Raw genomic sequence first — 26,921 nt, 5'->3', positions numbered from 1 at the left:
TCGTCTCCGTTCAGCGAACCACGCATATCGGACAGGTGTGGTCGAGGATAGTCGTCACCGGAGAGTGCCGGTTCGTGCTCGGGGCGACGCTCCTCGGCTAGCTGCCGGGGAACGTCACGACGTCGAGGTACAGCGGCATCTCGTCGGAACGCGATCCGGTCTGCGTCCCCGCCTCGTCGACGACCGGGGCGCCGGCAGTCGCTGCGGCCTCGAGGCTCTCCCCCGTCACCCGACCGTCGAGGTCGAAGTTCTCGAACTCGAACGGAATGCCGTTCGACGCCAGGAAGTCCGGCCCGTCCATCACATGGAAATGCAGGTGCGGCGCGTCGGTGTTTCCGCTGTTGCCGAGTAAACCGATCTGCTCGCCCGCGCGCAGGTTCTGGCCGACGCTGATGTTGTCCACGCTGCCGGGCTGCAGGTGCGCGTAGAACGCGAACCGTCCGTCCCCGATCGCCTGGACGACGTGGTTTCCGCCGTACTGGTCGAGCGGCAGTCCCTGCGGACTGGCCCCCGGAACCTGTTCGGACAGATTGCCGACGACGGCGATGATCTCGCCGTCCGACACGGCGCGGACCGGCGCGCCGTAGTACTCGTAGCTCGACAGCTGCTTTTGGTCGCCGGTGTAGATGCGCCCCTGCTCGTCGAGCTGGACGAAATCGATCGCGAAACGCTCGGCGGACAGCATCCGGCCGTTGATCGGCAGCACGGCGGCGCGGTGGGAGGTGACCGTGCAGCAACCGGTGCCGTCGAGCCAACGCGGACCGTCGAGGGGTGAGCGGATCCGGACGGCCTCGCGGGTGTCGACGTTCGTGTCCGCCACGTTCTCGGCGAGTTGCTTCGGCACGAGCGATGTCGCCTGCGGGAAGTCGACGTTCACGACGTGGTCGAGGCTGCGCGGAACGTCGTCGGGACTGTCGAGGGTCGCGTCGATCCACACCAGCCCCTGCTGTCCCGGGGCGAGGACGTTGCCGGCCTTCGGACCGCCGCCGAGGGCCTGGAACCACGGGGTCAGCGCATCGCCGCTCAGATCCACCAGTGTGCGGCCGTCACCCTTCACCTGCAGCGACGTGATCGTCGCCGGCTGCGATCCGGTGTTCGTCAGTCGCAGTTCGTAGGCCAGGTGCACACGGCCGTCGCTGCCCGTCACCGGGATCGGAGGGGCCACCACGTCCGCGACCACCGGGGTGATCACCGCGGGGGTACTGGACGAGGCCGGCGCCGCAGACGACGTCGCCTCACTCTGCTGGGTGTCCGAGGCCGTGCAGGAGGTCGCGACTCCCACGACGGCGGCGAGTGCGAGCGCGACGGCGAACCTCGACCGGGCCATCATTCGACGCTAGCAACGGCGAACATCCGGCGACAAGGCTCGACACAGGTGGAGGCACCGAAAACAGATGAAGGCCCCACCCCCGAAGAGAGAGGGGTGGGGCCTTCGTCCGTTGGTGAGTGCTCGGCGAGTCCGGAGACTCGTCAATCACTCACAGGCGCGGAGCGCCTACCGGTAATCGTTGCTGAAACCGTAATCGTCCAGCGGCACCGCGGCACCGGTGTTCTGGCCGAAGCCGTCCGGGCTGTAGTACTGGTCGTCGTACGACGGAACCGCGTACGCAGCAGCGCGGGCCTCTTCGGTCGGCTGAACCTGGATGTTGCGGTAACGGTTGATACCGGTACCGGCAGGGATCAGCTTTCCGATGATCACGTTTTCCTTCAGACCGATCAGCTTGTCGCTGCGGCAGTTGATCGCCGCATCGGTCAGCACGCGAGTGGTCTCCTGGAACGACGCCGCGGACAGCCACGAGTCGGTCGCCAGCGATGCCTTGGTGATACCCATCAGCACCGGACGTCCGGCTGCCGGCTCGCGACCCTCGGCGACGACCCGGCGGTTGGCCGCCTCGAAGTCGGCACGCTCGGTCAGCGAACCGGGCAGGAACTCCGTCGCACCCGAGTCGATGATCGTGACGCGACGCAGCATCTGGCGCACGATGACCTCGATGTGCTTGTCGTGGATCGACACACCCTGGCTCCGGTACACCTCCTGGACCTCGTTGACGAGGTGGATCTGCACCTGGCGGGGGCCCATGACACGCAGCACCTCGTGCGGATCGGCAGCACCTTCCATGAGCTGCTGACCGACCTCGACGTGGTCACCGTCGGCCAGAAGGCGTTCGGAGCCGTCGTCGTGCTTGAAGACACGCAGACGCTGACGCTTCGAGAGCTTGTCGTAGACAACCTCTTCGCCACCGTCGTCCGGGACGATGGTGATCTTGTAGAAGCGGTCGCCGTCCTCGAGCTGCACACGGCCGCTGACGTCGGCGATCGGGGCCTTGCCCTTGGGGACGCGGGCCTCGAACAGCTCCTGAACACGCGGCAGACCACCGGTGATGTCGTCTCCGGCGACACCACCCTGGTGGAACGTACGCATGGTCAGCTGGGTACCGGGCTCACCGATGGACTGCGCGGCGACGATACCGACGGCCTCACCGATATCGACGAGCTTGCCGGTGGCCATGGAACGGCCGTAGCAGGTGGCGCAGACGCCGGTGCCGGTGGTGCAGGTGAGCACCGAACGGACCTTGACCTGCGTGATGCCTGCTTCGAGCAGCGCGTCGATGGCCGGGTCGCCCAGGTCGTGTCCACGCTCGACGATGACGTTGCCGTTCTCGTCGACCGCGTCGGCGGCCAGGGTGCGGGCGTACGTGCTCGTCTCCACGTGGGCGTCGCGGATCATCGATCCGTCGGCCTGCTTCTCGGCGATCGTGGTGACGATGCCGCGCTCGGTTCCACAGTCGACCTCGCGGACGATGACGTCCTGCGAGACGTCCACCAGACGACGGGTCAGGTAACCCGAGTCGGCGGTGCGGAGCGCGGTGTCGGCCAGACCCTTACGGGCACCGTGCGTGTTGATGAAGTACTCGAGAACGGTCAGGCCTTCCTTGAAGGAAGACTTGATCGGACGCGGGATGAACTCACCCTTCGGGTTGGTCACCAGACCCTTCATGCCGGCGAGCGAGCGAACCTGAGTCATGTTGCCGGCGGCGCCGGACTTCACGATCATCGGGATCGGGTTGTCGTCGGGGAAGTGGGCCTCCATGGCCTTACCGACCTCGTCGGTGGCCTCGGACCAGATCTTGACCAGGGCGCTGTTGCGCTCGGTCTTGTTCAGAGCACCACGCTGGTACTTCTTCTCGATCTGATCGGCCTGAGCCTCGAAGGACTCCATGATCTGAGCCTTCTCCGGCGGCACGAGGACGTCGGAGATCGAGACCGTGACACCCGAACGCGTGGCCCAGTAGAAGCCTGCGTCCTTCAGCTTGTCGACGGTCTGTGCGACCACGATCATGGGGTAACGCTCGGCGAGATCGTTGATGATCGTCGCCTGACGCTTCTTCGGCATCTGCTCGTTGACGAACGGGTAGTCCGCGGGGAGCAGCTCGTTGAAGAGCACGCGGCCCAGCGTCGTCTCCGCCGTCCAGCCGTCACCGTAGTTCCAGCCCTCCGGGAACAGGTCCGCCTCGATGTCACGGGGCGGGCGCTGCTGCGTGAGCCGCACCTTGATCTTCGCCTGCACGACGAGCGCGCCACGATCGACGGCCATCTGAGCCTCGGCAGGCGAGGAGTACACGCCCTGCTCCGCCTCGTCGTTCGTCGACGCTGCGAGCTCGCCGGTGGCACCCGCGTCCAACCGGGTCAGGTGGTACAGACCGGTGACCATGTCCAGACGGGGCATGGCGAGCGGTCGACCCGACGCGGGCGACAGGATGTTGTTCGACGACAGCATCAGGATGCGTGCTTCGGCCTGCGCCTCCGCGGACAGCGGAAGGTGCACGGCCATCTGGTCACCGTCGAAGTCGGCGTTGAAGGCCTCACACACCAGCGGGTGGAGCTGAATGGCCTTGCCCTCGACCAGCTGCGGCTCGAAGGCCTGGATGCCCAGGCGGTGCAGCGTCGGTGCACGGTTCAGCAGCACGGGGTGCTCGGCGATGACCTCTTCGAGGACGTCCCACACCTGTGCGCGCTGACGTTCCACCATGCGCTTGGCGGACTTGATGTTCTGCGCGTGGTTCAGGTCGACCAGGCGCTTCATCACGAACGGCTTGAACAGCTCGAGAGCCATCAGCTTCGGCAGACCGCACTGGTGCAGCTTGAGCTGCGGTCCGACGACGATGACGGAACGACCCGAGTAGTCGACGCGCTTACCGAGCAGGTTCTGACGGAAACGACCCTGCTTGCCCTTGAGCAGGTCGCTCAGGGACTTCAGCGGGCGGTTACCGGGACCCGTGACGGGACGGCCGCGCCGGCCGTTGTCGAACAGCGCGTCCACGGACTCCTGCAGCATCCGCTTCTCGTTGTTGACGATGATCTCGGGGGCACCGAGGTCGATCAGTCGCTTGAGGCGGTTGTTGCGGTTGATGACGCGGCGGTACAGGTCGTTCAGGTCGGAGGTGGCGAAGCGGCCACCGTCGAGCTGAACCATCGGACGCAGCTCCGGCGGGATCACCGGGACGGCGTTCAGAACCATGCCCATGGGCGAGTTCTGGTTGACCTGGAAGGCGGCGACGACCTTGAGACGCTTCAGCGCGCGGAGCTTCTTCTGCCCCTTGCCGCTGCGGATGGTCTCGCGGAGGTTCTCGGCCTCGGCGTCGATGTCGAAGCTCTCCATGAGCTTCTGGATCGACTCGGCGCCCATCGCGCCCGTGAAGTACTCGCCGTAGCGGTCGACGAGCTCGCGGTACAGCAGTTCGTCGACGATGAGCTGCTTGACGCTGAGCTTGGTGAACGTGGTCCAGATCTCGTCGAGACGATCCAGCTCACGCTGCGCGCGGTCACGGAGCTGACGCATCTCGCGCTCGCCGCCGTCCTTGACCTTGCGGCGGACGTCGGACTTGGCGCCCTCCGCCTCCAGCTCGGCGATGTCGGCTTCGAGCTTCTGAGCGCGGGCCTCGAGGTCGGCGTCGCGCTGATCGGCGACGGTCTTCTTCTCGACCTGCATCTCGGCTTCGAGCGTGGACAGCTCGTTGTGACGCAGTTCCTCGTCGACACCGACGATGACGTACGCGGCGAAGTAGATGATCTTCTCGAGATCCTTCGGCGCCAGGTCGAGCAGGTAGCCGAGACGGCTGGGCACGCCCTTGAAGTACCAGATGTGGGTGACCGGGGCAGCCAGTTCGATGTGGCCCATGCGCTCACGACGAACCTTGGCGCGAGTCACCTCGACGCCGCAGCGTTCACAGATGATGCCCTTGAAGCGGACACGCTTGTACTTGCCGCAGTAGCACTCCCAGTCCCGGGTGGGGCCGAAGATCTTCTCGCAGAAGAGGCCGTCCTTCTCGGGCTTGAGCGTGCGGTAGTTGATGGTCTCCGGCTTCTTGACCTCGCCGTAGGACCAATTGCGGATGTCCTCTGCACTGGCGAGGCCAATGCGGAGTTCATCGAAGAAGTTGACGTCGAGCACGTAACTTCCTTTCCCCAGAGGGATTGTGGATCAACGGTCACCCGCCGATACCTGACTGCCAATTCAAATGTGAACTACGCCCCCGGGTCACGGATTTCCGTGACCCGGGGACCGAAAACTAGTTCGCGAGGTCGTCGACCGTCGCCGCCTCGTTCCGGGACAAGTTGATGCCCAGGTTCGCTGCGGCCCGCTCCAGGTCCTCGTCGTCGCCGTCCGCCATCGCGATGGCCGCGCCGTCCGAGGACAGCACCTCCACGTTGAGGCAGAGCGACTGGAGCTCCTTCAGGAGCACCTTGAACGACTCGGGGATACCCGGCTCAGGGATGTTCTCGCCCTTGACGATGGCCTCGTACACCTTGACTCGACCCACCACGTCGTCCGACTTGATGGTGAGCAGTTCCTGCAGCGTGTATGCCGCGCCGTAGGCCTGCATCGCCCAGCACTCCATCTCACCGAAGCGCTGGCCACCGAACTGGGCCTTACCGCCGAGCGGCTGCTGGGTGATCATCGAGTACGGACCGGTCGAACGAGCGTGGATCTTGTCGTCGACCAGGTGGTGCAGCTTGATGATGTACATGTAGCCGACCGAGACCGGGTACGGGAACGGCTCGCCGGAACGGCCGTCGAACAACGTGGCCTTTCCGTCGGACGCGACCATGACCTCGCCGTCGCGGTTCGGCAGCGTCGAACCGAGGAGACCGGTGAGCTCGTCTTCCTTGGCGCCGTCGAACACGGGGGTGGCGATGTTGGAGTCGGCAGGCGCCGACAGCATCTCCTCCGGCAGCGACTCCGCCCAATCGGGACGGGAGCCGTCGCCGGCGACCTGCACGTTCCAGCCGGTCTTGCCGATCCACCCGAGGTGGGTCTCCAAGATCTGACCGATGTTCATACGACGCGGAACACCGTGGGTGTTCAGGATGATGTCGACCGGGGTGCCGTCGGGCAGGAACGGCATGTCCTCCTGCGGGAGGATCTTGCCGATGACACCCTTGTTGCCGTGGCGGCCGGCGAGCTTGTCGCCGTCCTGGATCTTGCGCTTCTGTGCCACGTACACGCGGACCAGCTCGTTGACACCGGGGGGCAGATCGTCGTCGTCATCACGCGAGAACACGCGGATGCCGATGACCTTGCCGGTCTCACCGTGGGGAACCTTCAGCGACGTGTCGCGAACCTCGCGCGCCTTCTCACCGAAGATGGCGCGCAGCAGGCGCTCCTCGGGGGTCAGCTCGGTCTCGCCCTTCGGCGTGACCTTTCCGACCAGCACGTCGCCGTCACGAACCTCGGCACCGATACGGATGATGCCGCGCTCGTCGAGGTCGGCGAGGACCTCGTCGGAGACGTTCGGGATGTCGCGAGTGATCTCCTCGGCACCGAGCTTGGTGTCGCGGGCATCGATCTCGTGCTCCTCGATGTGGATCGAGGTGAGGACGTCCTCTTCCACGAGGCGCTGCGACAGGATGATCGCGTCCTCGTAGTTGTGGCCTTCCCACGGCATGATCGCGACGAGCAGGTTCTTGCCGAGCGCCATCTCACCGTTCTCGGTGCAGGGGCCGTCGGCGAGGACCTGTCCGGACTCGACACGCTGTCCCTCGTCCACGATCGGACGCTGGTTGGCGCAGGTGCCCTGGTTCGAACGCGCGAACTTGCGCATCCGGTAGGTCTTGCGGCTGCCGTCGTCGGCCATGACCGTGACGTAGTCGGCGGAGACCTCTTCGACGACACCGGTCTTCTCGGTGACGATGACGTCGCCCGCGTCGACGGCGGCACGCAACTCCATGCCGGTACCGACCAGCGGGGCCTCGCTGCGAACGAGCGGCACCGCCTGACGCTGCATGTTCGCGCCCATCAGGGCACGGTTGGCGTCGTCGTGCTCGAGGAACGGGATCATCGCGGTCGCGACGGACACCATCTGCCGCGGCGAGACGTCCATGTAGTCGATCTCGGCGGACGAGACGAACTCGACCTCGCCGCCCTTACGACGGACCAGAATGCGATCGTCGGTGAAGTGACCGTTGGCGTCGACGGCCGAGTTGGCCTGTGCGACGACGTGGCGGTCCTCTTCGTCCGCGGTGAGGTAGTCGACCTGGTCGGTGACCTGGCCACCCTCGACCTTGCGGTACGGCGTCTCGATGAATCCGAACGGGTTGACCCGTGCGTACACCGACAGCGAACCGATCAGACCGATGTTCGGGCCTTCGGGGGTCTCGATCGGGCACATGCGGCCGTAGTGCGACGGGTGAACGTCGCGCACCTCGAGGCCGGCACGCTCACGGGACAGACCACCCGGGCCGAGGGCGGACAGACGACGCTTGTGCGTCAGCCCCGACAGCGGGTTGTTCTGGTCCATGAACTGCGACAGCTGGGACGTTCCGAAGAACTCCTTGATCGCAGCCACGACGGGCCGGATGTTGATCAGCGTCTGCGGCGTGATCGCCTCGACGTCCTGGGTGGTCATGCGCTCACGAACCACGCGCTCCATGCGGGACAGGCCCACGCGGATCTGGTTCTGGATGAGCTCACCGACCGTGCGCAGGCGACGGTTGCCGAAGTGGTCGATGTCGTCGACCTCGACGGGCACCGCGACGCCGCCGGGGGCGGTCATCTCGGTGTCACCGGCGTGCAGGCGCACCAGGTACTCGATGGTGGCGACGATGTCTTCCTCGGTGAGGGTCGACGCGACGATCGGCTGCCCGGTGTTCAGGCCCAGCTTCTTGTTGATCTTGTAGCGGCCCACGCGAGCCAGGTCGTAGCGCTTGTCCTTGAAGAACAGGTTCTCCAGGAGCGTCTGGGCGCTCTCCTTGGTCGGCGGCTCGCCCGGACGCAGCTTGCGGTAGATGTCGAGCAGCGCCTCGTCGGTGCCTGCGGTGTTGTCCTTCTCGAGGGTCGCCATGAGGATCTCCGAGAAGCCGAAGCGCTCGGCGATCTGCTCGGTGGTCCAGCCGAGGGCCTTCAGCAGCACGGTGACGGGCTGGCGGCGCTTGCGGTCGATGCGGACGCCGACCGTGTCGCGCTTGTCCACGTCGAACTCGAGCCATGCACCACGGCCCGGGATGACCTTGACGCTGTGCAGGTCCTTCTCGGTGCCCTTGTCGACGGAGTGGTCGAAGTAGACACCGGGGGAACGCACCAGCTGCGAGACCACGACACGCTCGGTGCCGTTGATGATGAACGTGCCCTTGTCGGTCATCATCGGGAAGTCGCCCATGAAGACCGTCTGGCTCTTGATCTCACCGGTGTTGTTGTTGATGAACTCCGCGGTGACGAACAAAGGCGCCGCGTAGGTCATGTCCTTGTCTTTGCACTCGTCCGTCGAGGCCTTCACCTCGTCGAAGCGCGGGTCCGAGAAGGACAGAGACATCGAGCCCGAGAAATCCTCGATCGGGGAAAGCTCCGCGAGAATGTCCTCGAGACCGCCGGAGATTGCGCTGTCGCCACGAGCGGCGGCGCGTTCGCGCCAGCTCTGCGCACCGATCAACCACTCGAACGAATCGGTTTGTAGATCAAGAAGCCCGGGAACTTCGAGGGGTTCGCGAATCTTTGCGAACGAAACCCTCTTCGGGGCTCCGGGGATTCCGGAAACTGCCTTGGTCTGGCTAGAGACTGCCAAGATGCGTCCTTCCAGCACCTCACGCGGGCCGCTCTTGCTGTTGCGACCGCCGCTGTATCTGCTTCGAATTTCGCTGGTCACAACCCGAACGAAACTCGTCACAGTTGCTGAAGAGTGAATCACTTCGCAGCGGTATGGACGAGAGGTGGACAGGAGGCAGCCAGCGCAACGTCCAAAAGTACACCCAAACTCAGTAGATGTCGAGTCGGGCACCCGAAACAGCACCCAGCCGGGCGCTCGGCCACGCGTCACTGCGCATGTTCACGCATCAGAGTGACGCGTGATCATCGCGGCGTCAAGAGTCTGAGGGCGTGTCGTGTCGTTTCGCGAGGCCCGCGGCCCCTTCCCGGCGCCCCTTCCCAGCTGCGCACGGGCGGTGAACAATATGCCCACGCGATCGCCGTCGATTTCTCGAGGGAAGCAGAGCCGTGACGCGCTGGAGTTCGTTCGTCGTCGCCCGACCGAAGCTGGTTCTCGCCGCCACGGTGCTGCTGGTGCTGCGCGGCGGGGCGTGGGGTTCGGGGGTGTTCGACCGGCTCAGCCTCGGCGGGTACACCGACCCGGGCAGCGAGTCCGCGCGTGTCGAGCGCCTGATCGAGGGGGCGTTCGGCAGGCAGACCCCCGATCTGGCGGTGACCTACCACGCGCGCCCGGGTTCGACGATCGACGCTCTCGGGCCCGAAGTGGCCGCCCACCTCGCGCGCATCGACCCCGGCGTGCTCGCCGTCACTCCCCTGTCGTACTGGTCCGCGCCGCCGCAGGCGAAGGAGTTCCTGCGGTCCACCGACGGCACCGAGGGACTTGTGGTGATGTCGCTGAGCGGCGACGAGAACAGTCGAATCTCCGCGTACCACGACCTCCGGCCGCTGCTCGTCATCGACGGCACGGACGCGGAGTTCAGCGGTTTCAGCGCGGCCGCCAACGCCTTCAACGAGGTGTCCGAGAGCGACCTGCTGCGGGCCGAGGCGGTGTCGTTCCCGATCCTGCTGCTCCTGCTCCTCGTCATCTTCGGCGGCCTCGTCGGCGCGGCCGTACCGCTGTGCGTCGGCGGTCTCGCGATCCTCGGCGCCCTCGGTGCCCTGCGGGTGATCTCGTACTTCACCGAGGTCAGCGCATTCTCGGTGAACATCGCGAGTCTCGTCGGACTGGGCATGTCGATCGACTACGGACTGTTCGTGGTGACCCGGTTCCGTGAGGAGCTGCGGTCCGGCGCCGCCACCGACGACGCCGTCCGCCGGACGCTCGCCACCGCCGGCCGGACCGTGGGGTTCTCCGCGCTCCTCCTGGTGTGCGGTTTCGTGGGCATGCTCGTGTTTCCCCAGGCCATCGTCCGGTCCTTCGCCTACGGCGGGATGGCGGCCATCGCGATCGCAGCGGTGCTGACGCTGTCGGCACTGCCCGCCGCCCTCGCCCTACTCGGGCCGCGCATCAACTCGCTGACCTGGAGACAGGGAGTGGTCGAACGCGGCGAGGACCGGGCGCACCGGTTCTGGGGCGGTGTCGCCGAACGGGTGATGCGGCGGCCCGTCCCGATCGCGACCGGGATCGTCGCGGGACTGCTCGTGCTCGCCGCACCCCTGGCCGGCGCGTCGCTGGGTGATCTCGATCACACGGGGCTGCCGGTGGGGCACCCCCTCCGGGTCGCCGTCGACGATCTCGCCGCCGATTTTCCGCTCGCCAACAACGGGGCGACGCTGGTGCTGCAGGGCAGCGACGGCAAGGCGCCGCCGCCGGCGGCCACGGCAGAGTTCTTCGCCGCGACGGCTGCGGTCGACGGCGTCCAGCGGGTGGTCCCGGTCGGCGCCACCGACACGTTCGTCGCCATCCGGGCGGTCTTCGACGACGCGGACCGGACGGCGGGGGCGATGGCGACGGCCGCCACCCTGCGCAACCTCCCCACCCCGGAAGGTACCGAGAAGATGCTGGGTGGGCTGAACGCCCTGACCGCCGACGGACTGGACGCGATGGGCGCCCGGTTGCCGTGGATGATCGGGATCATGGTGGCCGTCACCTTCGTGCTGATGCTGCTCGCGTTCCGGTCCTTGGTGCTCCCCCTGAAGGCGATCGCCATGGCCACCCTCAGCCTCGCCGCCTCGTTCGGTGTGCTCACGTGGATCTTCGAGGACGGTCACGGCGCGGATTTCCTCGGCGTGACGCCGGGGCCCCTGCCCGCGACGATGGTGGTCCTCATCATCGCGGTGGTGTTCGGACTCTCCACCGACTACGAGATCTTCCTCATGTCCCGGATGGTCGAAGCCCACGACGCGGGCGCGTCGACCGAGGAGGCCGTGCGGATCGGCACGGCGCACACGGGGCGCATCGTGACGGCCGCCGCCGCGCTGCTGATCGTCGTCACCGGAGCGTTCACGCTCTCGGAACTGACGATGATGCGGTTCATCGGTCTCGGCATGATCGTCGCGCTGATCATCGACGCCACCGTCATCCGCATGATGCTGGTGCCCGCACTGGTGAAGTTGATGGGCGAGGCCAACTGGTGGGCGCCAGGATTCCTCGCACGGAAGCCGGCCGGCCCCGGACCGTCGGACAGTTCGAAACCGTCACCACAGCAAGAGATTCCCATTCAAACGTGAAAACGATCCCTTTTCAGGGATCGATTCACTCTGCCGGAGAACTCAATTCAGGCGTGCCGCCGGCCGGCCGCTCGAATCTCGTTCCGCTTCACTATTTTCCGGGAGCCGATCAGCCTTCGCTGTCGGAGATGTCGGACAGCACCCATTTGCCGTCGATCTTCTCCATCTTGATCGACAGCGGCGTGGCGGCACTGCCCTGAGCGACGGCGTCACCCGTGGCGCTGACGTTCATGTGCGCGAGGAGTTCTGCGCGGTCGCCGTCGAGCACCGTGACCCCGATGTCGGTGACGGACGCCTGGGTGGCCGTCTTGGTCTGGATGGCAGCCTGCTTGGTGGTGTCGGCGGTCGAGTCGAACTCTTGCCGCTTGGCGTCATTGAGGTAGCCGCGAGCCTTGTCGAAGTCCTGATCGATCGTCTCGTAGCTGTAGGTGTAGAGCGTCTCGATCGCCTCGGTGCCCGCCTTGGTCACCTCGGCGGTTGCTCCCGCGTCGACCCACGCGGTGTTCGTGATGTCCGCTCCCGGCTTGAATGCCGCGACCACCGCGAACACACCGAGCACCACCGCGACGGCTCCGAGGATCCCGACGAGCTTCCACGTGATGCGACCGGTCCCGCTGCCGGCGGCGGGCGCAGCCTCGGCGGCAGTGGGAGCCGGCTGCTTGCTGATGCGCGGTTGAAGGTTCGGGACCTTCGCCTTCCCCGCCGACGCAGCCTTCGCCGTCGACACGCTCTTGGCCATGGACACCGTCGTGTCCGTGTCGGGCTTGTCCGCGTCGGGCTTGTCCGCTTCGGTGGACACCGCGGCGGCCGCGGTCGCCACCGCGGTCGTCTCAGCCTTCTCGGCCGGTTCCACCCTCTTCGCCAGGTCCGTCTTCTTCACCAGGTCCGGCTTCTTCACCGGTTCCGGCTTGTCGACGGGGGTGTCCGATCGGGGAGGCTTCGGCGTTGCCTGACGGGTCCCCGCCACGCGCGGACGCCTGCCCTTTGCAGCGCTGTCCGGCACGTTGTTTCGGCGCTTGGGGGGCATAGTTCACCACTTTCTCATTGCACGACGAACGGTCGTCGACGTGGACACCGCGGCAGCACTCCGCCGCGGAGCATCAGGACTACTGTCCGCCGTTGTCGCCCTCGGGGGCGGGTGCCTGCTCGGCTGGCGCCTGCTCGGCGGGCGCCGGGGCAGGGGCCGCGCCGTCGGCGGGCACCGGACCACTCTCGAGCGGGATACGACCGCCCACCGGTTCGACCGACGAGGCCTTCCAGACCCCGTCGACGTCCTGGACGTCCATCCGCATCGTCACCTTGGCCTTGTCGAAGCGGTCCGGCCACGTGGTGGTGACGGCCACGACGACCAGCGCCTTCGCGGTGCCGTCGTCCGTGTTCAGTTCCGTGAGGGTGCCCTGGATCAGCTCGGCCTTGCTCGCCGCACCCGATTGACGCATCTGGTCGGTGAACCCGTCCATCGTCGCCTGGAGGTCCTGGTTCATCTTGTCGCCCGTGATCGACGACTTCATGTTCTCGAAGGATCCGTCGAGGTCCGCGGAATCGACCGAGTTGAGGTTGATCGCGGCCTGCTGGGCGCCCGTCAATGCGGAATCGCGTGCATCGGCGATCGGCTTGTCCACGAAGAGCGCTCGCGCCCACCCGAAGCCGAACCATCCGGCTGCGACAACCGCGATCACCACCAGTGCGGTCACCGCAGCAAACGAGGCCTTCAGAGTTCTGTCCTTCCCCGGAGCCGGTTGTCCCGACTCCGGGGGCGTGGTAATTCGCGTCACACCAATACCCTACTGATTGTTTTCTTCAACTCGCCCTCGGCCGGAACCGAATGCTACTTGGGAGTAACCCCGAGGAGCGGCGCGAGCTGCGTTGCGATGGGATTCAAGTTGAGAGTGTCAGGCATGACCTTCGGCTTGAAATCCCACGGCTGGATCGTGTCCGGATCGGCGAACACGATGCGGTCTGCACTTCGCACACCCGTCACGCTTCCCTGGGGAGCGTCGCAGTTGGCCTTCGTGTTGAACGGGAAGTCCTGCTGGGTGTCGTCGAAGTTCGGGTCCTGCCGCTTCATCTCGGCCAGGATCTCCTGCGTCCCTTCGTAACCGAGTGTGCACGACGGCGGATTGTTGGTTTCCAGGACGATGCCCTGATGCACCGTGCCGTCGCCGGGGGCCACGGTCGACGCGGACGCCGCGATGGCGGGCAGGAACATCAGGATCGGCCGCAGCGCGATCGCCTGCGGAGCCAGCTTGTCACCGACCGCGGCGAGATTCGTCAGGTCGGTGGTGAGACTCGGGCCGATCTGGTTCACCAGCTGACCGACCTCGTCGCTCGCCGGAATTCCCTTGTCGATGATCGCCCGGAGATCGGGGTCGCTGGTCCGCAGCTGCGCCGCGACCGCGTCGAGGTCGGAGCTGAACTGGACGATCGCAGACGACTGATCGGACTGCGTCGCAAGCACCGTCTGGCTGTCCCGGACGAGTGCCAGTGTCTGAGGCAGAACGTCGAGTCCGTCCTTCGTCAGCGTCGAGAGCGAATCCGCGAGCGTCTGCAGATCCTCACCCTTGCCGTTGAACGCCGTCCCCAGCTGGGTGACGACGGTGCGCAGCGAATCGACCGGAACAGACCGGACCAGACCGTCGGTGGCCATCAGCACCTGCTCCACCGGAACGGGTGTCGACGTGTCGGCCTCGACGATCACCGAGCCGTTTTCGAGGTACGGTCCCTGGTCGCTGTCGGGCTGAAGGTCCACGTACTGCTCACCGATCGCGGACCGGTTGGCGACGACGGCCTTGGCCGACGCCGGGATGTCCGGCCCGCCCGAGGAGATCTTCAACTGGACGTTGATGCCGTCCGCGGTCAGCGACAGGTCGCCGACGCGGCCGACGGGAACTCCGCGGTACGTGACCTCGGCGTTGGTGAAGATGCCGCCGGAGTCCTTGAACTGCGCGTTCACGTCGAACTCACCGAACCCGAGCAGGTTGTCGAGGCGGACGTACTTGGCGCCGACGTAGACCAGCCCGAGCATCGCCACGATGGCGAACGCGACGAGCTGGATCCTGACCAGTCGTGACCTCACTGTCCACCCCCGATTCCGAACTGCTCCAGCAGTCCCCCGAGCGGGTTCTGCGGCGGCGGCGCCGCCCCGTCCGATGTGCCGTTACCGGCGGGCGCGGCGCCGGGGAGACCCGGAATCCGCAGGCCCGTCGGGGCGGGGACGATCGGCGGAATCGGCAGCAAGGACACCGTCGGCCACCCCGGCTTCGGGCCGTTGCCGTTGTAGTACGGGTTGGACGGGTCGACGATCGGCTTGGGCTCACCGAACTTCGGCGGCACGTACACCGGGTTGCCCTGTCCGACGCCGAGTGCGCTCAGCGCATCGCCGATCTGCAGGTCGACCGAGAGGAACAGGTTGACCGACCCGCCGAGTGCGATCTTCTCGACGCCGTCCGGGAACGGGACGGTCGGGATGAACGCGAGCGAATTGGGCAGGTTGTCGCCCGAATCGGCGAGTGCCTTCAGGGTCGGCCGCAGCGCGAGGAGATCCGCGATCAGGTTGTCCTTCGACCTGTTGATCACGTCGGTGCCGACGGTGCCGAGCCGGTCCAGTTGCGTGAGCATCTGGGTGAGCTGCGGGCGCTGCTCGTTGAGCACTTCCGCCGCGATCGGCAATTCGTCGAGGATCAGCCCGATCTTCTCGTTCTGTTCGTCCACCCGCGTGGTCAGCGCGTCGAGACCGTCCAGTGCGCGGGTGATGTCGTCGCGCTGCTGGTTGAGACCGTCGATGAGCGTGTTCGTCTGCTCCAGAAGACTCCGGACCCGATCCTCACGCCCGTCGAGGGCGGTGGTCAGTTCGTGCACGATCGGCTGCAACTGGCCGACGCCACCGCCGTTCAGCAGCAGCGACAGCGCGCCGAGAACCTGCTCGATCTCGGTGGCGTGACGGGTGCGATCCAGGGGGATCGTGTCGCCGTCCTCGAGCCGCGCGGGATCCTTGTCCTCCGGCGGCTGGGACAGCTGCACGAACTTCTCACCGAGCAGGTTCGTCTGCTCGATGGCGGCGACCGCGTTGGCGGCGAGATCGACGGACGAGTCGAGGACGACCTCCACGTCCGCCGTCCAGCCGTCCGGTGCCACCTTGATCGTTTCGACCCGCCCCACCGGGACGCCGTCGACCTTGACCGCGGATTGCGGGACGAGGTCGAGGACGTCGTCGAACTGGATCGTCAGATGCATGGGGTTGTCACCGACATCGGGACCGCCCGGCAGCGGGACCCCGTAGATTCCCTCCGACGAGCAGGACGTCACTGCGATGGCGACGGCGCACGCACCGGCGCCGAGGATTACCGACCGCTTCATTCGCCCTCACCACCCGTTGCGCTTTCGAATCGCGGCGACACGACACCCGGCACCGTGCCGGGAGTGACCGTCCGCTGAATGTTGTCCGCACTCATGATCCCGAACGGAAGCACGAGCGACGGAGTCTTCGCCGACTGCGTGATCTGCGACGTGATGTTGGTGCAGTTGTCGATCAACGGCTGCATCTGACGTCCGAGTTGCTCGAATCGGGGATCGCCGGGAACCAGCTTGCCGAGGTCGATCAACTTGCAGGCGACTCCGGCCGGATCCTGCAGATCCGTGAATGTCAGGCGCGAGGCCAGATTTCCGGACTCCGCGTCGTAGGAGTTGGCCAGGTTGCTGATAGCCAGCGGCAGCAGCGTCAGCGAGTTGACGAGCGACTCCCGGTTGTCTGCGAGGGTCTGCGTCACCGGAACCAGATCGTCGACGTTCTCGGCGAGGATCTCCCGGTTGTCGGCCACGAACTTCGAGACGTCGCCGAGGGCGATCGCCAGCTGGTTCAGGGCGGCGCCGAGGTTCTCCCGCTCCCCCGCCAGGAATCCGGACAGGTCGGAGAGCTGCGAGTTGAAGTCGCGGACCTGCTGATCGTTGGCCGCGAGCGCACCCACGAAGACCTGGAGGTTCTTGACGGTGTCGAAGAGGTCGCCGCGACTCTCGTTGAGCGTGCGGGCAGCGTCGGACAGCTGGGTGATGCTCTGCCCCAGCGCCTCACCGTTGCCGTCGAGGTTGGCGGCGCCGGTCTCGACGAACTGCGACAGCGCGCCGTCCTTGTTCGCCCCGTTCGGGCCGAGTGCGGTGGAGAGCTCCTCGATGCTCGCGTACAACTGGTCGACCTCCACGGGGGTCGCGGTGCGGTCCCGTGAGATCACCGCGCCGCTCTCCATCTTCTCGCCGCCCGTGAAGGCCGGCGCGAGCTGGATGTAGCGGTCGGACACCACCGACGGCGTGACCTGCGCGGCCTTCGCGTCGGCGGGAATGTCGACGCCGCGATCGACGCGCATGTCGACCTTCACCTGATCGCCCAGCGGCTCCACGCCGTCGACCGATCCGACCTTCACACCGAGGACCCGCACATCCGAGCCTTCGTAGATGCCCACCGATTTGTCGAAGTACGCGGTGATCTTCGTGGTGCCCGCCCGGGTGAACACCCACCACAGGGCGCCGGCGATCACCAGCGCGACGATGACGATTCCCGCGATGAGGGCGACCCCGCCGCGTCCTCCGCGGTCGGCTCCGTTGTCGACGTCTGCCATCAGTTACCCCCCAACGTTCGGACGGGATCGCGCGGACCGGGAATGTCGGGCAGCCCCGGCGGTAGGAGGTTCACCACGACCTGGTCGAACCAGCGACCGTTGCCGACCACGTTCGTGTACAGGCGGACGAACGGCTCGTACAGTTTCATCGCCTTGTCCAGGTTCTCGTTGTTGGCCTTCAGGATCTCGACGACACCGTTGAGCTGTTCGAGCGCGGGACCGATGGCGGCCTCGTTGTCGTGCACGAGCCCGGTCAATTGCTGCGACAGCCGCTGAGTTCCGGTGAGCAGCTGGGAAATCGACTGCTGACGGCTGTTGAGCTCGCCGAGCAGCAGACCGGCGTCGCTGATCAACCGGTTGAATTCGGCGTTGCGGTCGGCGAGGACCTTGGTGGTCTTGCCGGTCGCGTCGAACAGTTTCTGCAGTTCCTGATCGCGGCTGGCGATGGTCTGCGACAGCCTGCTGACACCGTCCAGGGACGCGCGGATCTCCGTGGGTGTCCCCTCGAACGCCTGCGACAGCGTCACCATGCTCTGTGCGAGCTGATCGGAGTCGATGTCACCCACAGTCTGCGCGGCAGCCGAGAACGCCTCGATTACGTCGTACGGAGACGTGGTGCGGTCCAACGGGATCTCGTCGCTCGGGTTCAACGTGTCCGAGCCGCGGGGGTCGAGGGCCAGATACTTCTGGCCCAGGATCGTCTTGATCTGGATGGACGCGGACGTCTCGTTGCCGACCCACGCATCCGACACCTTGAAGGCGACGTCCACGTGGTCGCCGTCGAGTTCGACGGACGTGACCTTGCCGACCTTGACGCCCGCGATCCGCACCTCGTTGGAGGGCTTGAGACCGGCCGCCTCGGTGAACTGCGCGTGATAGGTGGACCCGGCGCCGATGAACGGCAGCGAATCGAGGAAGAAGGCCGACAGGGTGGCCAGCAGCACCACGAGGATGCCGAGGGCGCCGGCCACTGCCGGGCTGCGACGTCTGCTCATCGTGTCTGCAACTCCTGTAAGCCGTCCTGCGTGCACCGTTTCGCCGAGTTCGTATAGATCGGCTGGTTGACGGTGGGCAGGCCCGTGGGCAGGTTCAGTTGGGGCGCGGTACCTGGTCCTGCGACGATGTCGACTCCACAGAGGTAGAACTGGAACCAGGATCCGTAACTGGCTGCCCGGCCCAGCTTCTCGAGCTTCACCGGGAGCGTCTGGAGAACGCTGTTGACCGTGTCGGAGTTACGGTTCAACGTGGTCGCCAGCGTGTTCAGCGACGTGATGGATTCCTGGATGGACGGTCGGGTGGGTTCGAGCAGATCTGCCGTCGCGTCGGTGAGTCCCGCGAGGGACGTCACCGCCGAACCGACGGTTCCCCGCTCGTTCGCCAGGCCCGTGACGAGTTGCTGGGTGTTGACGATCAGCGAATCGAGTTGATCGTCACGCTGATTCACCGTGGCCAGCACGTCGTTGAGGTTGTTGATCACCGCACCGATCACGCGATCCTTGTCGGCGACGGTGTTGGTGAGGCTTGCCGTGTTCTTGACGAGTTCCGTGATGGTTCCCGACTCACCCTGGAACACCTGGATGATCTGGTACGACAGCTTGTTGACGTCTTCGGCGCTGAGGGTCTGGAACAGCGGGCGGAAGCCATCGAACAGGGTGGTGAGGTTGACGGCAGGCTTCGTCCGTTCCATCGGAATGGTGTCGCCGCCGCTCATCTTCATGCCCTGCTGGCCCTCCCCCTGTTCGAGCGCGATGTAGCGCTGCCCCACGAGGTTCCGGAAGCGGATGGTCGCGGTGGTGCTGGCGGGCAGCCAGTCCCGTTCCGCCACGGTGAACTGGACCTCCGCCTCACGGTCGTCGTGGATCGCGATCTTCTCGACCTGCCCCACGCGCACACCGGCGATGCGGACCTCGTCGCCCTCGTTGAGCGAGGTGACGTCCGAGAAGATCGCGTTGAACTTGGTGCCGCCGCCGCCGCCGAGGTTGGCGATGGTGGCGGCCAGCAGACCGGTCGCCAGGATGGTGACCACGGCGAACACGATCAGCTTGACCAATGGTGCGGTCAGGCCCCTCACTTGAAGCTCACCTCAGTCCCCCTCATGGTCGGCGCGCCGACGAGTGTCGTCCAGCTCGGCACGTCCTCCGGTGCCATTCCCCCGGCCTCGCCGTAGACGACGTCCAACGTGTCCTGTTCCATCTTCGAACCCGCGTAGCTTGCGGGCGTGACCTGGGCTCCGTATCCGGGGACCTGGTCGGGGACGCCGGCGGGCGCCGGGAAGAAGTCGATGGTCGACGGTCCGGGATTCCTCGAAGGCACCTGGTAGGCGCCGTCGTTGTAGGACGACCCGCCCGGGTACTGCGGGAACTTCCCACCCGGAGCGGTGACGTTGTCGTAGCAAGCCGGTCCGCGGTTGTCGAGCAGGCGCGGCTCGTCCTGGTTGGGCACGTAGCGACCCTTCGGGTTGACGAACTGCACGCTGGCGCGCACACCCGGGTGCGGATCGTCCGGTGCCAGCAGTTCACGAGCAACGGGAGCCGACTTCGCGAAGCCCGCGAACGTGCACTCGAAGCTCGGTGAGTAGCGGCCGAGAATCTGCAGCGCCTCCCGCGAATCGGCGGCGATACTGACGATCGATTCGGCGTTGGTCTGCAGGAGATCCGCGGTGCTCGACGCGGTTGCGGTCAGCGACACGAGCAGCGTGGAGATCTCATTCTGCTTCTCCACCACGGTGTTTCCGGTGGTCCGCAGGCTGTCGAGGGCGTTGACCAGATCGGGCGCCGCCTCGGAATACGTCTGCGAGAAGTCCGCAAGGCCGCGCAGATCCTCCTGGATGGCGGGAAGTTCGGTGTTCAGCCCGCCGAAGATCTCCTCGAGCCGGTCGAGCGTCAGCCCGAGTTCGGCACCGCGTCCGCTCAGCCCCTGCGACAGCGCGCCGAGCGTGTTCGCCAGGTCCTGCGGCGGAATCGCCTGCAGGAGCGGCAGCAGACCGTCCAGCACCTCGCCGACCTCGACGGCATTGCCGCTCTTGTCCTGACGCAGCGTGTCACCGGCCTGAATCGGCGGAGCCGTGTCGCCCTCCGGAACGATCAGCGACACGTAGCGTTCACCGAACAGCGTCTTGGGCAGCAGACGCGCCGTCGCGTTGGACGGGATCAGCGGTGCCTTGTCCGGCTGGATCGCGAGAGCGAGAGTGACCTCGCCCTCCTGGGGGGTCGCCGAACGCACTTCTCCGACGATGAGACCACGGACCTTCACGTCCGCGTTGGGGGGCAGGGCATTTCCGGCACTGTCGGTGAGGAGGTCGATCTTGACGACCTTGGTGAAGGTCTTGTTGAACATGCCGATGGTGAAGGCCAGGAACAACGCGAGGACGAGGAAGAACACCAGCCCCAGCACCCGTCGTCCCACAACAGATGTCGTGTTGGTCATCCGGCCACCCTCACTGTGGTCGTCGTGCCCCAGATGGCGAGGCTGAGGAAGAAGTCGAGAACGGCGATGGTGACGATCGCGGTGCGGACCGCCCGGCCCACGGCCACACCCACACCGGCGGGACCACCCGACGCGTGATAGCCGTAGTAGCAATGGATCAGGATCAGCACGAACGCGAAAATCAGCACTTTCGCGAACGAGTAGAGCACGTCCTGCGGTGGCAGGAACAGGTTGAAGTAGTGGTCGTACGACCCGGTCGACTGACCGTTGAACACCGTACTGATGATGCGGGAGGCGAGATAGGCCGCGAGCAGACCGACGATGTACAGCGGGATGACGGCGACGAATCCCGCGATCATGCGGGTGGTGACGAGGAACGGCACACTCGGCACCGCCATGACCTCCAGTGCGTCGATCTCCTCCGAGATCCGCATGGCGCCGAGCTGCGCGGTGAAACCACAGCCGACGGTGGCCGAGAGCGCGAGTGCCGCAACGATCGGCGCGATCTCACGGGTGTTGACGTAGGCGGACAGGAAGCCGGTGAGGACCGAGCTGCCCAGCTGTTCGAGCGCGGCGAAACCCTGCAGTCCGACGACGACGCCGGTGAAGCCGGACATCATCGCGATGACGCCGATGGTGCCGCCGATGACGGCGAGCGCGCCGCTGCCGAAGGTGACCTCGGCGAGCAGCCGGAGCACCTCCTTGCGGTAGTGCACGAGAGTGTGGGGTGACCAGGCGATTGCCCTGGCGTAGAACGACATCTGCTCGCCGGCCCGGTCGAGCACGTTGAGCGGCGCACGACCGACCCGGCGTGCTGCCATCAGGGTCCGGTCACCGCGTCCCTTGGCGATTGTCATCGGGTCACGATCCCTTCGCCGGAACGATCTGGAGGTACACCATGGTCAGGATCAGGTTCGCGAAGAACAACAGCAGGAACGTGATCACCACCGACTGGTTCACCGCGTCACCGACGCCCTTGGGTCCGCCCTTCGGATGGAGCCCCTTGTATGCGGCGATGACACCGGCGATGACACCGAAGACGGCCGCCTTGAGCTCGCCGACCCAGATGTCGGGAAGCTGCGCGAAGGCCGAGAACGATGCCAGGTACGCACCGGGATTACCCCCTTGGAGAATGACGTTGAAGAAGTAGCCACCCGCGATGCCGACGACGGACACCAGGCCGTTGAGCAGGATCGCGACGAGCACCATGGCGAGCACCCGGGGCACGACGAGTCGCTGAATCGGGTTGATGCCCAGCACTTCCATGGCGTCGATCTCTTCGCGGATCGTCCGCGCACCGAGATCCGCCGTAACAGCCGAGCCCGCAGCTCCGGCCACCAGTAGTGCCGTCACCAGCGGGGAACCCTGCTGGATGACGGCGAGCACGCTGGCCGCTCCCGTGAACGACTCTGCACCGAGCTGTTTGATGAGCGATCCGGTCTGCAGTGACACCACTGCGCCGAACGGAATCGCGACCATGGCCGTGGGCAGGATCGTGACGCTGGCGATGAACCAGGCCTGTTCGATGAACTCGCGGAATTGGAACGGCCGTTTGAACGTGTTTCGTGCGACGTCGACGAAGAGCTCGACGATGTTTCCGGCCTGCGTCAGCGCACCGTTGACCGGCCGCAAGACCGAGCTGCGGGTAACCCCCATCCGATATGCCTACCCTTGCCCGTGAGTGGTGTTTTCGTATCCTTCGCCCCGGTACGCGGGGATGACCTGTGTGTCTTCCTGGCTGTATGCGTAGTCGTAACCGCCGCCGCCGTTTCCGCCGGAGGTCTCGTCGAGGCTTTCCTGGATCGCGATCTGGGCGTTCTCCGGCAACGTGTGCATGATGTGCCGCACCCGCTCCTGACGACGGGCCACGGCCTGCCGGAACGGCATTCCCGGCGTCGCCTTCATCTGCGGAACGATGCCCTCGACGTCATCGACACCACCGGCATGATGCCCGGCATCGACCATCGCCTGCTCCTGCGCCATCTGCGCCTCGTCCTTCTCCTCCGACATCCCGATCGGACCGATCATCGTGCCGTTCAGGAACTGCTTGACCACCGGCTCCTCACTGGTCAGCAACACCTCCCGCGGACCGAACATCACCAGATGCCGGCGGAACAACATCCCGATATTGTCCGGCACCGTCCGCGCCAGATTGATGTTGTGCGACACGATCAGAATCGTCGCATCGATCTCCGCGTTGATGTCGATCAACGTCTGCGAAATGTAGGTGGTGCGCACCGGATCCAGACCCGAGTCCGGCTCGTCCACGAGAATGATCTGCGGATCCAGCACCAGTGCCCGCGCCAGCCCGGCACGCTTGCGCATACCACCGGAGATCTCGCCGGGCAGCTTGTCCTCGGCCCCGAGCAGGCCGACCAGTTCCATCTTCTCCATCACGATCTTGCGGATCTCGGACTCGGACTTCTTCGTGTGCTCGCGCAACGGGAACGCCACGTTGTCGAACAGGTTCATCGACCCGAACAACGCACCGTCCTGGAACAGCACCCCGAACAACTTCCGGATCTCGTACAACTCCTTCGAGGAGCACTCCAGAATGTTGGTGCCGTCGATCACGATCGACCCCTGCTCCGGGCGGAGCAGACCGATCAGCGACTTCAAGAACACCGACTTACCCGTACCCGACGGCCCGAGCAACGCACTGACCTCACCGGCCGGAAGGGTCAACGTGACGTCCTGCCAGATCCTCTGCGAGCCGAAGGACTTGGTCAGTCCCTCGACGGATACCTCGACTCCCACCATTACCTCCGCGACCGTTCGATGCACTCACCCCGTGTGGGTTGGGTCACTCTATCGCATCGACGTGTTACCTGTGACAAGGGATGCTACTCATGAGTAAGGAAGCATGCCAACTGCGGGTCCCACTATGCAAAACAACGCGTCTGAACTGGGATAACGGTAGCGAAATTTTTGATCGCGCGTCCAGCTTTCGGCCAGGAATCTCGACACTCCGAAGCCCCCTGAGGACGCAAAAAGAGGGCCACTCCCCACGGACGGGGAGTGGCCCTCTTCGTCTGCTCGGTGAGCAGCGCGGGTGAGACCGTCTTACTTGACGGTGATCTTCGCGCCGGCAGCTTCGAGCTTCTCCTTGGCGGCGTCGGCCGCGTCCTTGGCAACCTTCTCCAGGATGGCCTTCGGAGCACCCTCGACGAGGTCCTTGGCTTCCTTCAGGCCGAGGCCGGAAACGACCTCACGGACGACCTTGATGACCTGGATCTTCTTGTCGCCGGCCGACTCGAGGACGACGTCGAACTCGTCCTGCTCTTCAGCAGCCTCGGCTGCAGCCGGTGCTCCGCCTGCAGCGGCAACGGCGACCGGGGCAGCGGCGGTGACCTCGAAGGTCTCCTCGAATGCCTTCACGAACTCCGAGAGCTCGAGGAGGGTGAGCTCCTTGAACTGGTCCAACAACTCTTCGGTGCTGAGCTTCGCCATTGTGGCGGTCCTTCCTGTAAGTCCCATGTCGCTGATCCGCGACCGGGCGGGGTTATAGCAGTGATGCGCGGGTGCGGATCAGCTTTCGGCTGCAGCCTCGGCGGGAGCTTCGGCAGCTCCGCCTTCTGCGGCCTTCTTTTCCTGCAGAGCAGCGGCCAGACGGGCCACCTGCGACGCAGGAGCGTTGAACAGGCCTGCGGCCTTTGCCAAGTTGCCCTTCATCGCGCCGGCAAGCTTGGCCAACAGGATCTCGCGGGACTCGAGGTCCGCGATCTTGTTGACCTCGTCCACGGACAGCGCAGCGCCGTCCATGTAGCCGCCCTTGATGATGAGCGCCTTGTTGTCCTTAGCGAAGTTCTTCAGAGCCTTCGCAGCATCGACGGGCTCGCCCTTGATGAATGCAATGGCGGTCGGACCGACGAAAAGGTCATCAAGGCCCTCGACGCCCGCCTCAGCAGCGGCACGCTTGACCAGGGTGTTCTTGGCGACGGAGTAGGTGGCACCTTCTCCGAGAGCGCGTCGCAGTGTCGTGATGTTGCCCACCGTCAGACCACGGTATTCCGTGATCACAGCAGCGGTCGAACCCTTGAACTGCTCGGTGATCTCCGCAACTGCGGAAACCTTCTCAGGCTTTGCCATACTTCGCCTCCTCTCATGACAGTCGTTATCCCACTTCGGAACCGCTGCGCACCGCCGGGTATCCCGGAGCACACAATCCACGACATGCAAAACGCCCCGGTGCAGGGCACACGGGGCGTGAAAGGAAGCCATTCGGCGAGGGCGCGAGCCCACGACCGATACGCATCCCCCTACCTCGTCCTCCTGCGTGGGCCGCCGGGCATTCCCGGACTTTCAATCACACCCTTGCGGGAGCGATCACCAACGGTCTTGGGTAGAACATGATTTGGGGTGAAGCTCGAATAGTGCATCGAACTCCGCAGGACAGATTACGGCATGGCCTGCTCAACTGCCAAATCGTAGCCCAACCCGCACCGGGGGACATGACCTGCATCACTTCGAGGATGGCGGTGTGGCCCATCCGACCGAAACTGCGCCCAATTACCTGTTACTCGACGTAACATATATGAGCTAGCTTTTTCTCATGACAATCCTCGAAGCCCGGGCCGTCGTGGCCGGGTCCCGGACGCGCCGCTTCCTCGCGCTCGCCGTGATCTGCCTGGCCGAACTGCTGGTGGTGCTCGACAACACCATCGTCAACGTCGCTCTCCCCACGATCGGCGTCGAACTCCGCACCAGCGTCAGCGGCCTGCAATGGGTCGTCGACGCCTACACACTGACGTTCGCCGGCCTGCTCCTGGCGTTCGGCAACCTCGGCGACCGCTACGGGCGTCGACGCGTCATGGTCGTCGGCCTGATCGGCGTCGCCGTCATGTCGATCGCCGGCGCCAACGCCGAGAGTCTGGGCCAGGTCATCGCGGCCCGCGCCGCGATGGGTGTCTTCGCCGCCGCGGTCTTCCCCGCGACCCTCGCCCTCGTCATCAACATCTTCACCGACGTGCGAGAACGAGCGCTGGCCATCGCCGCCTGGACCGCGATGGCCGGCTTCGCGATCGCAATCGGTCCGATGGCCGGGGGGTGGCTGCTCGAGCACTTCAGCTGGCACTCCGTCTTCTGGATCAATGTGCCGATCGCCGTAGTCGCGGCGATTGCAACGCTCGTGCTGGTGCCGGAATCGCGTGCCTCCGTCATCGGGCGCATCGACCTCCTCGGCATCGCCGCCTCGATCACCGGCATCACCCTCCTCGTGTGGGCGATCATCGAAGCCCCGCACAACGGATGGACGTCGACCGTCACCGTCGGCGCCGTCGCACTCTCGATCGCGGTCCTGACCGGATTCGTCTTCTGGGAGTTGCGCACCGACTACCCCATCCTCGACCTACGGCTGTTCCGCAACCGGCGGTTCTCCCTGCCCGCCCTCGCGATCGCCATCGGGTACTTCTCGATGTTCGGCTTCCTGTTCCTCATCACGCAGTACTTCCAGGGTGTCCGCGAGTACACGCCGTTCGAGTTCGGTGTCGCGTCGCTGCCGTTCGCGGTGTCGGTGGCGGTCGGCGCCCCGGTCGCCACACTGCTGGCGCAGCGGGTCGGGACGACCCCGGTGATCGTGTTCGGTCTCCTCCTCACCGGGGTCGGCCTGTATCTCGGTGGTCAGGTCGCCGTCGACAGCAGTTACCTGACGGATGTACTCCCGTCGATGGTGTCGATGGCGCTGGGCCTGGCCATCGTGCAGGGGCCGGCGACCGAGTCGATCATGGCGTCACTCCCCCTCGACGAGGCCGGAGCGGGGTCGGCCGTGAACGACACGACCAGGGAAATCGGCGGAACGCTCGGGGTCGCCGTGCTCGGCTCGATCGTCGCGTCGTATTACGCGACGACGATGAGTCCGCTGCTCGACCGCATTCCGGCGGCATTGATGAACGACGACGAGAAGGGCTTCGCCCGCGCCACGGTCCTGAGTGTGCTCGAGATCCGCAAGCGGGAGATCCCGCCGTTCCTCGAGCAGCAGCGTGAGAACCTCATCCTCACCATGAAGACGACGGTCCTGCAGGGTTCGCACACTGCGTCGCTCGTCGCGGCGGGCGCCGTGGTGGTCTGCGCGCTCGTCGTCGCGATCTTCATGCCCTGGGCGCCGGCCCACACGGATTCCGTGATGCTGGCGTGGCGGAAGAAGACCGAACCGGGCACCGTCGACGAGGACTGAACCCGGAAAAAGCAGTTCGGCCGGTACGGAAGATTTCCGTACCGGCCGAACTGTGTGTAGCGAG

At 65.6% G+C, this 26,921-nt stretch carries 18 protein-coding genes; 2 read left to right on the top strand and 16 right to left on the bottom strand.

Annotated elements, in window-relative coordinates; all coding sequences use genetic code 11:
* Positions 1–97: 97 nt before the first annotated feature.
* The 3 genes from JWS13_RS35805 to rpoB form a co-directional block, all read right to left on the bottom strand.
* Positions 98–1,330: a M23 family metallopeptidase gene (locus JWS13_RS35805; RefSeq protein WP_206010089.1), complete on the bottom strand. Its 1,233-nt coding sequence runs from the start codon at positions 1,328–1,330 to the stop codon at positions 98–100.
* A gap of 165 nt (positions 1,331–1,495) precedes the next feature.
* Complete coding sequence (locus JWS13_RS35800) at positions 1,496–5,452, bottom strand: DNA-directed RNA polymerase subunit beta' (protein WP_087557054.1); 3,957 nt, start codon at positions 5,450–5,452, stop codon at positions 1,496–1,498.
* 118 nt (positions 5,453–5,570) lie between these two features.
* On the bottom strand, positions 5,571–9,077 hold the full coding sequence (gene rpoB, locus JWS13_RS35795) for a DNA-directed RNA polymerase subunit beta (protein WP_087557291.1): 3,507 nt from the start codon (positions 9,075–9,077) through the stop codon (positions 5,571–5,573).
* 410 nt (positions 9,078–9,487) lie between these two features.
* On the opposite strand from rpoB, the gene JWS13_RS35790 reads away from it, so the two are divergent.
* The gene (locus JWS13_RS35790) at positions 9,488–11,650 is read left to right on the top strand and encodes an MMPL family transporter (RefSeq protein WP_206010088.1); all 2,163 of its coding nucleotides are present in this window, start codon (positions 9,488–9,490) and stop codon (positions 11,648–11,650) included.
* Positions 11,651–11,759: 109 nt separating this feature from the next.
* On the opposite strand, the gene JWS13_RS35785 is transcribed toward JWS13_RS35790, so the two are convergent.
* The 13 genes from JWS13_RS35785 to rplJ all read right to left on the bottom strand — a co-directional run bounded on the left by JWS13_RS35785 (position 11,760) and on the right by rplJ (position 24,774).
* Positions 11,760–12,677: a hypothetical protein gene (locus tag JWS13_RS35785; RefSeq protein WP_206010087.1), complete on the bottom strand. Its 918-nt coding sequence runs from the start codon at positions 12,675–12,677 to the stop codon at positions 11,760–11,762.
* A 79-nt stretch (positions 12,678–12,756) separates the two neighbouring features.
* Complete coding sequence (locus JWS13_RS35780) at positions 12,757–13,344, bottom strand: hypothetical protein (protein WP_206011868.1); 588 nt, start codon at positions 13,342–13,344, stop codon at positions 12,757–12,759.
* Positions 13,345–13,478: 134 nt separating this feature from the next.
* The gene (locus JWS13_RS35775; protein ID WP_124389053.1) at positions 13,479–14,726 is read right to left on the bottom strand and encodes an MCE family protein; all 1,248 of its coding nucleotides are present in this window, start codon (positions 14,724–14,726) and stop codon (positions 13,479–13,481) included.
* On the bottom strand, positions 14,723–16,006 hold the full coding sequence (locus tag JWS13_RS35770; RefSeq protein WP_206010086.1) for an MCE family protein: 1,284 nt from the start codon (positions 16,004–16,006) through the stop codon (positions 14,723–14,725). The genes JWS13_RS35775 and JWS13_RS35770 overlap by 4 nt, the downstream gene beginning before the upstream one ends.
* Complete coding sequence (locus JWS13_RS35765; RefSeq protein WP_206010085.1) at positions 16,003–17,259, bottom strand: MCE family protein; 1,257 nt, start codon at positions 17,257–17,259, stop codon at positions 16,003–16,005. The genes JWS13_RS35770 and JWS13_RS35765 overlap by 4 nt, the downstream gene beginning before the upstream one ends.
* Positions 17,259–18,254 carry an MCE family protein gene (locus JWS13_RS35760; protein ID WP_124389050.1) on the bottom strand — a complete coding sequence of 332 codons (996 nt, stop codon included), beginning with the start codon at positions 18,252–18,254 and terminating at the stop codon, positions 17,259–17,261. The genes JWS13_RS35765 and JWS13_RS35760 overlap by 1 nt, the downstream gene beginning before the upstream one ends.
* Positions 18,251–19,330, bottom strand: a complete 1,080-nt coding sequence (locus JWS13_RS35755; RefSeq protein ID WP_124389049.1) for an MCE family protein — start codon at positions 19,328–19,330, stop codon at positions 18,251–18,253. The genes JWS13_RS35760 and JWS13_RS35755 overlap by 4 nt, the downstream gene beginning before the upstream one ends.
* Positions 19,327–20,685, bottom strand: coding sequence for an MCE family protein (locus tag JWS13_RS35750; RefSeq protein WP_124389048.1), 1,359 nt, complete (start codon positions 20,683–20,685; stop codon positions 19,327–19,329). Before JWS13_RS35750 ends, JWS13_RS35755 begins: the two co-directional genes overlap by 4 nt.
* Entirely contained in the window at positions 20,682–21,542 is an 861-nt protein-coding gene (locus JWS13_RS35745; protein WP_025433123.1) for an MlaE family ABC transporter permease, read from the bottom strand. The genes JWS13_RS35750 and JWS13_RS35745 overlap by 4 nt, the downstream gene beginning before the upstream one ends.
* Positions 21,543–21,546: 4 nt before the next feature.
* The gene (locus JWS13_RS35740; RefSeq protein ID WP_005252107.1) at positions 21,547–22,341 is read right to left on the bottom strand and encodes an MlaE family ABC transporter permease; all 795 of its coding nucleotides are present in this window, start codon (positions 22,339–22,341) and stop codon (positions 21,547–21,549) included.
* Between the two features lie 9 nt (positions 22,342–22,350).
* Positions 22,351–23,445, bottom strand: coding sequence for an ABC transporter ATP-binding protein (locus JWS13_RS35735; protein WP_072940034.1), 1,095 nt, complete (start codon positions 23,443–23,445; stop codon positions 22,351–22,353).
* 303 nt (positions 23,446–23,748) lie between these two features.
* Positions 23,749–24,135: a 50S ribosomal protein L7/L12 gene (rplL, locus tag JWS13_RS35730; RefSeq protein ID WP_005252104.1), complete on the bottom strand. Its 387-nt coding sequence runs from the start codon at positions 24,133–24,135 to the stop codon at positions 23,749–23,751.
* A 78-nt stretch (positions 24,136–24,213) separates the two neighbouring features.
* The gene (rplJ, locus tag JWS13_RS35725; protein ID WP_005252102.1) at positions 24,214–24,774 is read right to left on the bottom strand and encodes a 50S ribosomal protein L10; all 561 of its coding nucleotides are present in this window, start codon (positions 24,772–24,774) and stop codon (positions 24,214–24,216) included.
* Positions 24,775–25,237: 463 nt separating this feature from the next.
* Here rplJ and JWS13_RS35720 point away from each other — a divergent pair, with 463 nt between their 5' ends.
* The gene (locus JWS13_RS35720; protein ID WP_206010084.1) at positions 25,238–26,857 is read left to right on the top strand and encodes an MFS transporter; all 1,620 of its coding nucleotides are present in this window, start codon (positions 25,238–25,240) and stop codon (positions 26,855–26,857) included.
* Positions 26,858–26,921 lie beyond the last annotated feature (64 nt).

Source organism: Rhodococcus pseudokoreensis, assembly GCF_017068395.1.
Taxonomy (GTDB): Bacteria; Actinomycetota; Actinomycetes; order Mycobacteriales; family Mycobacteriaceae; genus Rhodococcus_F; species Rhodococcus_F pseudokoreensis.
This window is presented reverse-complemented; position numbering and strand designations above follow the sequence as displayed.